The organism is Bacillus carboniphilus, assembly GCF_039522365.1.
GTDB lineage: Bacteria > Bacillota > Bacilli > Bacillales > JC228 > Bacillus_BF > Bacillus_BF carboniphilus.
This window is the reverse complement of sequence record NZ_BAAADJ010000063.1, coordinates 19389-32753: the sequence shown is the minus strand read 5'-3', so window position 1 is coordinate 32753 and position 13365 is coordinate 19389. Positions and strand designations below refer to the sequence as shown.

The following is a 13365-nucleotide window of genomic DNA, read 5'->3' as shown; positions in this document are numbered from 1 at the left end:
GAGTGGAAGCCGGTGAAATTTCGTAAGCTTGGTAGAACAGGGTTAAAGGTTAGTGAAATTAGCTTAGGCAGTTGGTTAACGTATGGTGCTACTGTTGGATCTGATCAGTCGGAAAAGATTATTGATACCGCATATGATGCAGGGATTAACTTTTTCGATACAGCCAATGTCTACGAGCGTGGGGAAGCGGAAAAAGTCGTTGGAAAAGCGCTGAAGAAATACCCACGTGAATCGTATGTTCTGGCAACGAAAGTATTCTGGCCAATGGGTGATGGGGTCAATGACCGCGGTTTATCTCGTAAACATGTGTTTGAGCAAGCTCATGCTAGTTTAAAAAGACTCGGTTTAGATTACATAGACATTTATTACTGCCACCGATATGACCCAGAAACTCCGATTGATGAAACATTAAGAACGATTGATGACTTGGTTAGACAAGGAAAAATTTTATATGCTGGCGTAAGTGAATGGACAGCGTCTCAAATCGCAGAGGCTCTTCGTACATCTGACAAGTATTTGTTAGATCGAATTGTCGTTCATCAACCTCGATATAACATGTTCCAACGTGGAATCGAACAAGAGGTCATTCCATATAGTGAACAACAAGGCATTAGCCAAGTCGTATTCTCACCTTTAGCACAAGGACTATTAACTGGTAAGTATAAGCTAGGCCAACCTTTACCAGAGGGAAGTCGTGCGACAAATGAAAAAATTAATAAAACCATTCAAGGGTTTTTAACCGAGGAAAATTTACAAAAGGTAGCTAGATTAGAAGAAGTGGCCAACGGTTTAGATGTCTCCTTATCACAGTTAGCTCTTGCATGGATCCTTCGCCAGCCAAATGTGGCAAGTGCATTGGTAGGGGCTACTAAACCGGAGCAATTGTTGGAGAATATTAAGGCGATTGATGTGACGCTTAATGAGGAAGTATTAGAAAATATTGAAAAGATATTAGGTTAATAGATTGTGTAGAGACGGGAGCCTGTGGGTTCCTGTTTTTTTTGTTCGTTTATGTGAGTTCGCGCGCAAGGCAGTTGTTTTCGCGCGTATTTTTAAAAGTTCGCGCGTATTTTCAAATACTCGCGCGCAATCACAGTAATTTCGCGCGCAACCATCATTCTAGCGGTTCAACATTCACTTTCCCCACTCTTATTCCTCTATCCATCTCGATTACATCCATCAAATCATTCAATTTTTTATAAACATAAGAAATAAGCCTCAAAATGTGACTAAAATCATTGAATTTTCTGAAATAACATTGACAGAAAAAGAGGAAGGTTTTATCCTAAAGGTAATATAACGCTAAAAACACAACTCGGAATTTTAACGTCACACAACTTTAATTTTTCTCTAAAATGAAAGCGTTTACCACAAAAGGGAGGGTTTGTTTTGATACTTCATGAGGTAGAAAAGTTTGAGAGATCTGAGATTGAAAAACTTCAAGCAGAAGGGTTACAGTACACGGTTAAGACTGTTTATGACAAGGTACCTTTTTACAAAAATGCTTTGGACAACGCCGGGATTAACCCAGATGACATCCAAACTGTAGAGGATGTAAAAAAGCTTCCTTTTACTGTGAAAAAGGATTTGAGAGATCATTATCCCTTCGGTTTATTTGCGGTTGACCGTAGAAGTCTAAGCCGGGTACATGCATCGTCTGGTACAAGTGGGAAGCCTACTGTTGTTGGATACACTGAAAATGATATTTCTAGTTGGGCGGATTTGATTGCACGTGCCCTCACAATTGCTGGTGGGAAACCAGGTGACATGCTGCATAACGCTTATGGTTACGGTTTGTTCACGGGTGGGCTTGGTCTGCATCATGGGGCTGAACGATTAAAAGTGAATGTCGTTCCAGTATCAGGTGGAAATACGGACCGACAAATCCAGTTAATAGAAGACTTTGAACCTGAATTATTATCCTGTACGCCATCGTATGCAGTGAATATCGCTGAACGAATGCTTGAACTTGGGAAGGATCCACGAAAAACCTCGATTAAGTATGGAATCTTTGGTGCTGAACCATGGTCGGAAGAAATGCGCCATCGTCTAGAAGAACTCCTTGGAATTAAAGCGTGTGACATTTATGGGTTAAGTGAAATCATGGGACCAGGTGTGGCAATGGAATGCCATGAAGCTCAAGATGGACTACATATAGCAGATGACCATTTTATAGTTGAAGTGATTAATCCAGATACTCTTGAGCCAGTTCCAGAAGGCGAATTTGGAGAGTTAGTGTTTACAAGTTTGAAGAAGGAAGCATTCCCTATTCTTCGTTACCGTACAGGAGATATTGCATCCATTACAACGGAAAAGTGTAAATGCGGAAGAACGACAACTCGGATGTCGCGTGTAAAAGGAAGAATTGATGACATGCTGATTATTAGAGGCGTCAACGTTTTCCCTTCTGAAATTGAACATCATCTTATCAGCTTTACGGAGCTTGTTCCGCATTATCAAGTGCACATTCACAAGGATGGAAACCTCGACAAAGTTTCTCTTCATGTTGAAATAGAAGAGGCATTATTCAATAGCTGGGGAAAACAACTCGATTGTGAAGAGGCTCAAACGTTAATTGGAAAGCTTCAACATACAATTAAATCTTACTGTTTAGTAAGCATGGATATTGTCATGAAAGAACCTAAGAGCATTCCAAGGTCAGAAGGAAAAGCGGTAAGGGTGGTCGATCACCGGATAAACAACAAAGTTTTCCAAAAATAATGACCTTTTTGAATATGATTTGAATACTATATAACAATAAATTATAATAACGTTATATAAACGTCATATTATTAAGTAAACCAAAATGAAAGGAGTTTGAAATCATGACGATTTCTCCTTCCCTCTCTTCAATGACTGAAGAGGAAAAGTATCAACGTTTTATGGAACGGATTGAAGCGGGTGAAAAAATCGAAGCAGATGATTGGATGCCAGACGATTATAGAATGGCACTGATTAAGCTAATTTCCATGCATGGCATTTCGGAAATTATGGGAGCGCTTCCAGAAAAGGAATGGGTCCCAAAAGCACCAACGCTTCGTAGAAAGCTTGGCATAATGGCTAAGGTACAAGATGAAATGGGGCATGGTCAGCTTTTACTCAGAGTGGCCGAAGACTTAATGAAACCTCTTGGGAAAAATCGTGAGGACATCATGCAGGATTTATTTTCAGGAGACTTAAAGTTTCATAATGTCTTCCATATGGAAGCACCAACTTGGGGTGACGCTGGACTCATTGGTTGGTTAGTGGATGGAGCTGCTATCATCACTCAAACTAATATGCTACACGCATCCTATGGACCTTATGCACGGGCACTTCAACGTATTTGTGCAGAGGAAGTATTCCATGCACAACACGGTGAGTCTATCATTCTAGCTTTGGCAGAAGGAACAGAAGAGCAAAAAGCAATGATTCAAGATGCGATTGACCGTTGGTGGCCATCGCTACTCATGTTCTTTGGACCAGCGAGCGCCGCAACAACTGGATCTTCCAAACAGGATATCACTATTAAATACAAAATTCGTAACAAAACAAATGAAGAGTTAAGACAACAATTTTTCGATAAATACATTCCAAGAATGCTATCTTTGGGGCTAAAACTTCCTGACCCAACCATGTACTACGATAAAGAAGCAGAAAAATGGGTGTATCAAGATCCAGATTGGAATGAATTCAAGAAAATCATTCGTGGTGGAGGACCAAAATCTAAATCACGACTCCGCTTGAGAGAAATTGCCTATGAAAATAACAGTTGGGTTCGAGAAGCGCTAAGTTGAGAACATGTAGCCAGTTAGGAGGGAAAAGATATGTCAGAAAAAAATACTAACGGCTCAGGCTTTTACGAAGTGTTTGAGGTGTTCAGTAAACGTTCAGAGAAAACAGATATGCAATATCAATTTAGTTTACTAGCTCCGAATCACGAAATGGCACTGGCAATGGCACAAGAAAATTTTATGCGCCGTGAACCAGTTATTGATATATGGGTCGTGAAGCGTTCAGATATCCGAAAGTTGAATGAAGAAGAAAAAGAGACATTGAAGCGATTGGATAATAAAGATTATCGAACAGCCAAAGGATATGGCTATTTAAAGAAGAAATGGCGTGAATATGAACAAGGCATGCTAGATGAAAAAGAAATTCTGTCATGGGGTGATGATAAAAATGCAAGTAATCGAAAACGCACAACAAGCTAAAGAGAACAACTCCTATTATAAAGCCCTAACAGAACTTTTATATCAGCTAGCAGACGATGATTTCATCCTTTCCTTTAGAGGTTCTGAATGGCTGGGGCTTGCACCTCATATTGAAGAAGACGTTGCTTTTTCTTCGATTAGCCAAGATACCATGGGGCATGCTGCCATGTATTACCAGCTTCTTGAGGATTTAGGAGAGGGAGATGCCGATCACCTAGCACATGGGAGAAAAGCATCTGAAAGAAAGAATGCGATTTTACTAGAAGAGAAGAATGGAACGGGAACTTACCTAGAGGAGCCAAGATATGACTGGGCCTTCACGGTGGTCCGTAACTTCTTTTATGACACGTATAAAAAAGTTCGTTTAGATTCTTTGAAAAACTCTAGTTATCAGCCTTTGAAGCATGCAGCCATCAAAATCAACATGGAGCAGTACTATCACATTATGCACTGGTCTACTTGGTTTAAGCAGCTGACAATGGCAGGCGGTGAAGCTCGTAAACGAATGCAAGAAGCCATTGACCGTGCATGGGCAGAGTTCCAAGGTGTGTTGACTCTTGGTCCTTTAGTAGATGAAATGGCTAAGCATGAACTGATTGCGAGTGAAGAACAGCTAACTGTAACCTGGACGTCTTATATGAAAGGGATTTTTGAAGAGGTTGGTTTAGATTTCCCTGGACCATGTGAGATGAAAAAAGGAAATGGCCGTGAAGGTGTGCACACTCCAGACTTGGATCAAGCATTGGAGACGCTGAGTGCGGTGTATGTAACGGATACGAAGGCTGTTTGGTAGGATGTAGTGCTGGTTATCCTGGTCTACCATGAAAAACAGGCACTCCTCCCAGCAGGCCATTTATTCATCAAGAACCATCATCAGAAATAACAAGAAAGCAGTGATGATTATGAAACTCCAATCTGAGCTTCATAAAAAAGTTTTAGAGGTCCTTCATAATGTGAAGGATCCTGAAATAGATTCTGTTAGTGTAATAGATTTGGGAATGGTTGAAAAGGTAGAGGTGGAGGAACAAAAGGTTCATGTAGAAGTACTTCCTACTTTTATGGGATGCCCTGCCCTTGAAATCATTCAAAAGAATATGGAAACAGCTATACGCACCATCCCAGAGGTTCAGGAGGTCCAAGTCAAATTTATTTATGACCCACCCTGGACTTCAGACCGGGTTACGGAAGAAGGTAGAGAACGCCTTAAAGAATTTGGGATTGCTCCGCCACCGAAGTATCTGGAGAAGGATGGGATGTGGAAAGTAGATTGCCCGTATTGTGGCTCACCGTATACAACGATGGATAATCTCTTCGGTCCAACAGCTTGTCGAAGTATTCTATACTGTAAATCTTGTAAAAATCCGTTTGAAGCAATGAAACCAGTATCTACCATGATGTAGAAGGAAAAAAAGAGAGGATGTTGAACATGTATAAAGTAATCGTATTGTACAAAAAGCCAGAAAATCCACAGGAGTTTGATGAGTACTACTTCAACACACATATGCCAATTACAAAGAAGATTCCAGGTCTTCAAGAAGTAAAGGTGACAAAGCTTAAGGGTGAGACCGAATATTACATGATGTGTGAAATGTACTATGAAAGTAAAGATGCATTTAAAGCAGCTTCCCAAACGGAAGAAGCGAAAGTATCCATGAAAGATGCGATGAAGTTTGCCGGACATTTAGCTACATTTATGTTCGGAGACGAAGAAAATGTCTAAGTTTGAATTTATTGAGGTGACGGTTGATGGCGGTATTGGTCACATCTCACTAAACCGCCCAAAGGTCCTAAACGCCATCAATCGTCCTATGATTAGAGAAATTGTCACGGTGTTTGATGAGTTTGATGAGCGTGATGATGTTCGGGTGATTGTGGTTTCTGGTAAAGGTCGAGCCTTTGCCGCTGGTGCAGATATTGATGAAATGGCCGATGATGATGCGATTCGTATGGAGCTGATGAATCAGTTTAAAGATTGGGATCGCATGAGAATGACGAAGAAGCCCATCATTGGAGCAGTTCAAGGTTTTGCGCTAGGTGGAGGATTTGAGCTTGCACTAAGCTGTGACCTTTTATTTGCTGCAGAGGATGCCCGCTTTGGTTTTCCAGAAATCAATATCGGTGTCATGCCTGGAGCTGGAGGAACTCAGCATTTAACGAGACTAATGGGGAAAAAGAAAGCGCTCGAGTGGCTTTGGTCAGGTGAAATGATGTCGGGGAATGAAGCTCTTCACTATGGAGTGATTAACCGACTTATCGCACCGGAACTACTGCTTGAAGAAACGATGCGTTTTGCGAAGAAGGTTGCAGCGCAGCCACCATTGTCCGTTCGACTTATTAAAGAAGCTGTTGAAAAAGCAGAGGATTATACACTTGACGAAGGCATGAAGTTTGAGAGGAAAAACTTCTATTTATTATTTGCTTCCGAGGACCAAAAGGAAGGAATGAAAGCCTTCCGAGAGAAAAGAAAACCGTTCTTTAAAGGAAAGTAGGTAGTATCAGATGTACGAAACCATTTTAGCGGAAGTGAAAAATGGAGTCTTGTGGGTCACGTTGAATCGACCAGACAAACTCAATGCTTTTATTGAACAAATGCATAAAGAAGTAACGAAAGTCATGAAGGACGCAGCGAAGAATCCAGAGGTTCGTGCCGTTGTCTTAACTGGTGCAGGACGTGCTTTTTGCTCAGGTCAGGATTTAAGTGATGTACCAGAAGGGTCAGACTTTGGAGACATTTTGAGAACACGCTACAATCCGATGATTCAATCGATTGCAAATCTGGAAAAGCCGGTCATTGCAGCTGTCAATGGAGTGGCTGCGGGTGCTGGAGTTAGTCTAGCCCTTGCCTGTGATTTCCGAATTGCTTCTGAGAAAGCTAGTTTTGTAGAAGCTTTTATCCATATCGGCTTAGTTCCTGATTCAGGAAATCTGTACTATCTTCCAAGAATAGTAGGACATGCAAAAGCGATGGAATTAGCTGTTTTAGGAGAAAAAATTAGTGCAGAGGAAGCAAAAGAGCTTGGGCTGGTTACAAAGGTGGCAAGTACAGAAGTGTTTGAGGAAACGGTTGAGGCGTTTGCTTATCGTTTAGCTCAAATGCCAACAAAGGCGATTGGTCTCATTAAACGTTACTTAAACCAAAGCTTTGATGTGACACTAGATGAGATGTTAGAAAAAGAAGCCTATGCACAAAAAATCGCAGGAGAGTCTGAAGATTTCAAAGAAGGCGTTCAAGCGTTCCTTGAGAAACGAAAGCCTGCTTTTAGTGGAAAATAATTAAGGGAGGAATCAATCATGGCAACAGTTAAAGATCAAAACAAGATGGAAGTCCTACCAGTTAAAAGAGAGCACTATTCACTCATTATCGGTGGAGAAAGAGTGGAGAGTGTTTCTGGAGAAACCTACACTACATATAACCCGGCTACTGGTGAAGCGGTAGCAACCGTTGCTAAAGCATCAATTGAAGATGCAGAACGCGCGGTTCAAGCGGCAAGACAGGCGTTTGATAAAGGAAAATGGAAGCGTTTCCCGGTAGGTAAGCGTGCTCGCGTCATCAATAAAATTGCTTCTATTATGAGAAGTCGTTTTAACGAGTTAGTAGAATTAGAGGTTCTAGACAGTGGGAAGTCTGTTTCTGCAGCACAAGGTCAAGTGATGCAAGCAATCGAAGACTTTGAATTTTACGCTGGAGCGATTGTTGGTCACAGAGGGAATGTGAACAACATGCCTGGCCCATTCTTCAACTACACACAAAAGGAACCAGTTGGTGTTTGTGCTCAAATCATCCCATGGAACTATCCATTGATGATGGCAGCTTGGAAGATTGCTCCTGCAATTGCTGCAGGGTGTACGGTTATCTTGAAGCCTGCAAGCTTAACGCCACTAACGGCGATTGTGTTAACTGAAATTTGCCATGAAGCGGGAGTTCCTGAAGGTGTAGTCAACGTTCTACCTGGTTCTGGTTCTAAGATTGGTAACTACTTAGTAGAGCACCCACATGTGGATAAAGTAGCCTTTACTGGTTCCACTCCAATTGGAAAAGACATCATGGCAAAGGCGTCTCAAACTTTAAAACGTGTGACTCTAGAGTTAGGTGGGAAGTCACCAAATATCGTGTTTGATGATGCAGATGTGGATGCAGCTGTAGATGGATCTCTTTTCGGTATCTTCTATAATACAGGTCAATCCTGTGAAGCTCGTTCAAGATTATATGTTCATGAAGATATCTATGAAGAGTTCATGGAGAAGTTTGTTGAAAAAACAAAGCGCTTAAAGCTTGGTAATACTTTAGATGCTGGCACTCATGTTGGGGCTATCATCAGCCAAGATCAGCTTGAAACGATCGATGGTTATGTGCAATCCGCTATCCAAGATGGTGCGACTGTGTTAGCAGGTGGAAAGCCAGCTAAGGTAGAAGGCTATGAAAATGGATACTGGTATGAGCCAACTGTAATCGCTGATGTAAACCATGATATGAAAGTCGTTCGTGAAGAAATCTTCGGACCCGTTGTAGTCGTGATGAAGTTCAAGGATGAAAGAGAAGTCCTTGGTTTAGCGAATGACTCAGAATATGGTCTAGGCTCAGCGGTTTGGACGAAGGATCATGCTCGTGCGACTCGCGTGGCAAACGAAATCAGAGCGGGTATCGTAATGGTGAACACACCATTCTCAGCCTTCCCTGGAACGCCATTCGGTGGTTATAAACAATCCGGATTCGGCCGTGAGCTTTGTATAGAAACGCTAGACTTATATACAGAAACAAAGAGTGTCCTTTCTTACTTTGGACCAAAGCCTTTAAATCCGTTTGGTTTGTAAGAGAAGTCTCAAGATAAAGGAAAAGTGCGAGCAACTCGGATTCGGGGTGCTCGCCTTTTGCGCATATTGTTGTGTAGGTGCTGAGAGGGCTAGAGGTTTACTTTGGCGGACACACGTTCCGTTATTTGTGTAAAAAGTGCTGTTTTTGAGGGTGAAGCGGACCCAGGTTCCGCTATTGCCCCGATTTTGGTCATTTAATGGCTGGATTTTAATAAATAACGGATTCTCTGTCCGTGAAAGGTAGAAAATCAGCTGATTTTGACCAAATAACGGATCCTCTGTCCGTGAAACCCCTGGGCCGGACACACGTTCCCCTATTTGTGTAAAAAGTGCAGTTTTTAGGGGGGAAGCGGACCCAGGTTCCGTTATTGGCCCGATTTTGGTCCTTTAATAGCAGGATTTTAATAAATAACGGAGCCTCTGTCCGCGAAAGTAAGAAAATTAGCTGATTTTGACCAAATAACGGATCCTCTGTCCGGCAAAATTACCGAAAAATTAAATTGAGGTGAAAACAATGGTTCAACGTATTACAGTCATCGGCTCTGGTGTCATGGGACGCGGAATTGCTTACGTATCAGCAGTTGGTGGGTTTGATGTAGAACTTGTCGATATTAAAGAAGAAGCCATCCGAAGTGCAGAAAAGGAAATTAACATTATTTTTCAAAAAGGTGTAGAAAGAGGAAAACTAACTCCAGAAAAAATGGAAGAGTCCAAGAGTCGACTGCATTATACAACTCAATTGGAGACTTCAGCTAGCAAAGCTGACTTAATCATTGAGGCTGTCCCAGAGAATATAAAAATCAAACAATCAGTTTTTGAGACGATAGATCATCATGCGGGTGAGAATGCTTACTTCGCTACTAATACGTCAACGATGAGTCCGACCGAAATCGCTTCGTTTACTAAAAGGCCAGAGCGTGTCATTGCGATGCACTTTTTCAACCCGGTCCATAAAATGCCATTAGTTGAGATTATTAAAGGTCTCGAAACAAGTGACGAAACAGCAAAGGTTGCTCAGGAAGTCGCAACGAAAATGGGTAAGGAAACCGTCGTCGTTAATGAATTTCCTGGGTTCGTTACAAGTCGAATTAGCACACTTGTAGGAAATGAAGCTTTTTACATGCTTCAAGAAGGTGTTGGGACCGCTGAGGAAATTGATAAAGCTATTAAACTAGGACTCAATTATCCAATGGGGCCGTTTGAACTAGGGGATTTAGTCGGGCTTGATACTAGATTGAATAACCTTGAATACTTACATAAAACATTAGGTGAGAAATATCGTCCTGCACCACTACTCATTCAATATGTGAAAGCGGGTAGACTCGGTAGAAAGACTGGTAAAGGAGTCTATGATTACACCGATAGAGAATAGGAGGACACAGAATGCGAGAAGTTGTTATAGTAGATGCGATTCGAACACCAATTGGTCGATACAAGGGAGCGCTGAAGAGTGTAAGACCGGATGATTTGGGTGCGATTGTTATTAAAGAATTGATTAAAAGAAACCCCAATCTTCCTGCAGACCAAATTGAGGAAGTCATTTTAGGAAATGCGAACCAAGCAGGAGAAGACAATCGAAATGTTGCTCGTATGTCTTCATTACTAGCAGGTTTACCGATAGAAGTTGCCGGAACGACCATCAATCGTCTTTGTGGTTCTGGTCTAGATGCCGTTAATTATGCGGCTCGTGCCCTGATGGTTGGTGAAGGGGACATCATGATTGCCGGTGGAACCGAAAGTATGACGAGAGCTCCTTTCGTAATGGGAAAACCGGAAAGTGAGTTTCCACGTGGTAACATGGAGATGTTTGACACAACCATTGGCTGGAGATTTGTAAATGCCAAGCTTGCCGAAATGTACGGAACCGATTCAATGCCAGAGACGGCGGAGAATGTGGCAAAACGTTACCATATTAGTAGAGAAGAGCAGGATCAGTTTGCTTTCTCTAGTCAAATGAAAGCAAAGCATGCGATAGAATCTGGCCGAATGAAGGAAGAAATTGTACCAGTCGAGGTAACAGGTAGAAAGGGTGCTGTTACAATCGTTGATACAGATGAACATCCAAGGCCTGAAACATCACTGGAAGCACTCGCGAAGCTACGACCTATTTTTACCGATGGAACCGTAACGGCTGGGAATGCATCTGGCGTAAATGATGGAGCAGCCGCTTTACTTCTGATGACAGCTGAAAAAGCGAAGGAACTAGGGTTAAAACCATTGGCAAAATTCAAGGCTTCTGCGGTAGCAGGTTTAGAGCCCGCCGTCATGGGTCTCGGACCAATCTATGCGTCTAGAAAAGCGTTGAAACGCGCAGGACTACAAACCTCTGACCTTGGGTTAATCGAGTTGAATGAAGCCTTTGCCTCTCAATCTATCGAATGTATGAAACAGCTAGAGTTGGACCCGGAAAAAGTAAACGTAAATGGTGGTGCCATTGCATATGGTCATCCACTTGGAGCAAGTGGTGCACGGATTTTAACCACACTTATTTATGAAATGAAACGTAAGCAAGTTCAATTCGGTCTAGCCACGATGTGTATCGGTGTCGGACAAGGAATTGCCACGATTGTAGAAAATGTAGAGTAGGGGGACCTGAGATGAAAAACCTATTACTGGAAGTGAAAAATGGGATTGGTTATGTAACGTTGAACCGTCCTGAAGCGATGAACTGTTTTAACTATGAAACACTGGTTGAATTGGGAGAGTTAACGGAGTCCATCCGTAGTAACTCAGAGATTCGAGTGGTTGTGTTTACTGGAGCTGGGGAAAAATCATTCAGTACAGGTGCTGACTTAAAGGAAAGAAAGACATTAACGGAAGATCAGGTTAGAAGAAATGTTTATAAAATAAAATCTGTATTCCAGTCTGTCGCAGACCTTCCGCAGCCAACGATTGCTGCTGTAAATGGCTATGCATTCGGGGGCGGGTTTGAATTGATGTTAGCTTGTGACTTCCGTATTGCCGTCAAGGAAGCAGTGATGGGTCTAACCGAAGTTGGTTGGGCGATTATTCCTGGAGCAGGTGGAACACAAAGACTACCTCGTCTTATTGGAGAAGCGAAGGCGAAGGAACTTATATTGACTGCACGTAAATTCGATGCGGAGACTGCCCTTTCATTAGGCATTTTAACAAAGGTAGTGAATCGAGAAGATCTTATTCCTGCTTGTGAAGAGTTCGCTGGTGAAATGCTACAGAACGGACCAATTGCCATTCAACAAGCTAAGTTTGCGATTCAAAAAGGAATGAATGTAGACTTACACTCGGGTCTGGATATTGAATCCAATGCCTATGAAGTAACGATTCCAACGCAAGATCGTCTGGAAGCACTTGATGCTTTTGCAGAGAAACGAAAACCAAACTTTCAAGGGAAATAAATTGGATAATCATGCCTAAATATAGTAGAATTTTTAGGACTTGAAAGTAAAGGAAGTTTGTATATGAACAGCAGTTTTAATACAAGATCAATGATATTTACTCTATATGGGGATTATGTTCGTCACTATGGTAGTGAAATCTGGATTGGTAGCCTCATTCGTCTTTTAAAAGAATTTGGTCACAATGAACAATCCGTTCGTGCTGCCATCTCAAGAATGAATAAGCAAGGCTGGGTGCAGTCTCGAAAGGAAGGGAATAAGAGTTATTACTTCTTATCCAAACGTGGTGTTGAAAGAATGGATGAGGCCGCTAACCGAATTTTTAAGCTAAAGCCTGATAACTGGGACCAAAAGTGGAGAATGCTGATTTATTCCATTCCAGAGGAAAAAAGAAGTATCCGGGATGAACTGCGAAAAGAATTGGTCTGGAGTGGCTTCGGAACGATTTCCAATAGCTGTTGGATTTCTCCGAATGACTTGACCAAACAAGTATATGCTCTTATGGACAAATATGATATCCATGACCACGTACATTATTTTATAACCGAATACGAGGGGCCTCATGAAAATAGCCGGCTCGTGAAAGAATGCTGGGATTTAACAGAGATCAATGTTAAATATGAACAGTTTATTGCTGAGTATAGCCAGAAGTACGTCATTGATAAAAATAAGATTCAAAAAGGTGAAATGACAGACGCTGAATGCTTTGTAGAAAGAACAAAGCTGGTTCATGAGTATCGGAAGTTTTTATTTAATGACCCAGGTCTCCCGGAAGAGCTTCTCCCTGAAAAATGGCTAGGGCAACATGCGGCCACTCTCTTTGGTGATTACTACAAAGAGTTGGCTGAACCAGCTAGTCGTTTCTTCGAAGAAGTGTTTCGTGAGGGGAATGAGATTAAGAGAAAAGACAAGGAGTATGATGTGTTTCATCATCCTTTGATTGTTGAGGATTAAATGTAGGTTTGGGTTTTATGCTTAAGTTTCAG

General features: G+C 41.8%; 14 protein-coding genes. All 14 read left to right on the top strand.

Translation table 11 applies throughout. From position 1 onward, the window contains the following. The first annotated feature begins 12 nt into the window (after positions 1 to 12). The 14 genes from ABDZ91_RS19615 to paaX all read left to right on the top strand — a co-directional run bounded on the left by ABDZ91_RS19615 (position 13) and on the right by paaX (position 13333). A complete protein-coding gene (locus ABDZ91_RS19615) occupies positions 13 to 960 on the top strand; it encodes an aldo/keto reductase family protein (protein ID WP_343802964.1) in 948 nt (315 codons plus the stop codon). A gap of 429 nt (positions 961 to 1389) precedes the next feature. Then, positions 1390 to 2721 (top strand): phenylacetate--CoA ligase family protein, encoded by a 1332-nt coding sequence (locus tag ABDZ91_RS19610; RefSeq protein ID WP_343802961.1) that lies wholly within the window; start codon positions 1390 to 1392, stop codon positions 2719 to 2721. Positions 2722 to 2825: 104 nt separating this feature from the next. Then, positions 2826 to 3776 (top strand): 1,2-phenylacetyl-CoA epoxidase subunit PaaA, encoded by a 951-nt coding sequence (gene paaA / locus ABDZ91_RS19605; protein ID WP_343802958.1) that lies wholly within the window; start codon positions 2826 to 2828, stop codon positions 3774 to 3776. A gap of 30 nt (positions 3777 to 3806) precedes the next feature. Continuing rightward, positions 3807 to 4193, top strand: coding sequence for a 1,2-phenylacetyl-CoA epoxidase subunit PaaB (gene paaB / locus ABDZ91_RS19600; RefSeq protein ID WP_343802955.1), 387 nt, complete (start codon positions 3807 to 3809; stop codon positions 4191 to 4193). Next, complete coding sequence (gene paaC, locus ABDZ91_RS19595) at positions 4162 to 4986, top strand: 1,2-phenylacetyl-CoA epoxidase subunit PaaC (protein WP_343802952.1); 825 nt, start codon at positions 4162 to 4164, stop codon at positions 4984 to 4986. The genes paaB and paaC overlap by 32 nt, the downstream gene beginning before the upstream one ends. A 109-nt stretch (positions 4987 to 5095) precedes the next feature. Beyond that, positions 5096 to 5593: a 1,2-phenylacetyl-CoA epoxidase subunit PaaD gene (gene paaD, locus ABDZ91_RS19590; protein WP_343802949.1), complete on the top strand. Its 498-nt coding sequence runs from the start codon at positions 5096 to 5098 to the stop codon at positions 5591 to 5593. A gap of 26 nt (positions 5594 to 5619) precedes the next feature. Continuing rightward, positions 5620 to 5913, top strand: coding sequence for an EthD family reductase (locus tag ABDZ91_RS19585; protein ID WP_343802946.1), 294 nt, complete (start codon positions 5620 to 5622; stop codon positions 5911 to 5913). Continuing rightward, complete coding sequence (locus tag ABDZ91_RS19580) at positions 5906 to 6682, top strand: enoyl-CoA hydratase/isomerase family protein (RefSeq protein ID WP_343802943.1); 777 nt, start codon at positions 5906 to 5908, stop codon at positions 6680 to 6682. The genes ABDZ91_RS19585 and ABDZ91_RS19580 overlap by 8 nt, the downstream gene beginning before the upstream one ends. 10 nt (positions 6683 to 6692) lie before the next feature. Beyond that, a complete protein-coding gene (locus ABDZ91_RS19575) occupies positions 6693 to 7466 on the top strand; it encodes an enoyl-CoA hydratase-related protein (protein WP_343802940.1) in 774 nt (257 codons plus the stop codon). 18 nt (positions 7467 to 7484) lie between these two features. After that, positions 7485 to 9005 carry an aldehyde dehydrogenase family protein gene (locus tag ABDZ91_RS19570; protein ID WP_343802937.1) on the top strand — a complete coding sequence of 507 codons (1521 nt, stop codon included), beginning with the start codon at positions 7485 to 7487 and terminating at the stop codon, positions 9003 to 9005. A 514-nt stretch (positions 9006 to 9519) separates the two neighbouring features. Continuing rightward, a complete protein-coding gene (locus ABDZ91_RS19565) occupies positions 9520 to 10377 on the top strand; it encodes a 3-hydroxyacyl-CoA dehydrogenase (RefSeq protein WP_343802934.1) in 858 nt (285 codons plus the stop codon). Between the two features lie 11 nt (positions 10378 to 10388). Further along, a complete protein-coding gene (locus ABDZ91_RS19560) occupies positions 10389 to 11591 on the top strand; it encodes an acetyl-CoA C-acyltransferase (RefSeq protein WP_343802931.1) in 1203 nt (400 codons plus the stop codon). A gap of 11 nt (positions 11592 to 11602) precedes the next feature. Continuing rightward, positions 11603 to 12379, top strand: a complete 777-nt coding sequence (locus tag ABDZ91_RS19555; RefSeq protein WP_343802928.1) for an enoyl-CoA hydratase-related protein — start codon at positions 11603 to 11605, stop codon at positions 12377 to 12379. Between the two features lie 63 nt (positions 12380 to 12442). Continuing rightward, positions 12443 to 13333 carry a phenylacetic acid degradation operon negative regulatory protein PaaX gene (gene paaX / locus ABDZ91_RS19550; protein ID WP_343802925.1) on the top strand — a complete coding sequence of 297 codons (891 nt, stop codon included), beginning with the start codon at positions 12443 to 12445 and terminating at the stop codon, positions 13331 to 13333. Positions 13334 to 13365 lie beyond the last annotated feature (32 nt).

What these genes read in the sequence shown, in the direction of transcription:
- paaA (WP_343802958.1), top strand. Translation starts at nt 2,826, where the DNA reads ATGACGATTTCTCCTTCCCTCTCTTCAATGACTGAAGAGGAAAAGTAT.
- paaB (WP_343802955.1), top strand. Translation starts at nt 3,807, where the DNA reads ATGTCAGAAAAAAATACTAACGGCTCAGGCTTTTACGAAGTGTTTGAG.
- paaC (WP_343802952.1), top strand. Translation starts at nt 4,162, where the DNA reads ATGCAAGTAATCGAAAACGCACAACAAGCTAAAGAGAACAACTCCTAT.
- paaD (WP_343802949.1), top strand. Translation starts at nt 5,096, where the DNA reads ATGAAACTCCAATCTGAGCTTCATAAAAAAGTTTTAGAGGTCCTTCAT.
- ABDZ91_RS19585 (WP_343802946.1), top strand. Translation starts at nt 5,620, where the DNA reads ATGTATAAAGTAATCGTATTGTACAAAAAGCCAGAAAATCCACAGGAG.
- ABDZ91_RS19580 (WP_343802943.1), top strand. Translation starts at nt 5,906, where the DNA reads ATGTCTAAGTTTGAATTTATTGAGGTGACGGTTGATGGCGGTATTGGT.
- ABDZ91_RS19575 (WP_343802940.1), top strand. Translation starts at nt 6,693, where the DNA reads ATGTACGAAACCATTTTAGCGGAAGTGAAAAATGGAGTCTTGTGGGTC.
- ABDZ91_RS19570 (WP_343802937.1), top strand. Translation starts at nt 7,485, where the DNA reads ATGGCAACAGTTAAAGATCAAAACAAGATGGAAGTCCTACCAGTTAAA.
- ABDZ91_RS19565 (WP_343802934.1), top strand. Translation starts at nt 9,520, where the DNA reads ATGGTTCAACGTATTACAGTCATCGGCTCTGGTGTCATGGGACGCGGA.
- ABDZ91_RS19560 (WP_343802931.1), top strand. Translation starts at nt 10,389, where the DNA reads ATGCGAGAAGTTGTTATAGTAGATGCGATTCGAACACCAATTGGTCGA.
- ABDZ91_RS19555 (WP_343802928.1), top strand. Translation starts at nt 11,603, where the DNA reads ATGAAAAACCTATTACTGGAAGTGAAAAATGGGATTGGTTATGTAACG.
- paaX (WP_343802925.1), top strand. Translation starts at nt 12,443, where the DNA reads ATGAACAGCAGTTTTAATACAAGATCAATGATATTTACTCTATATGGG.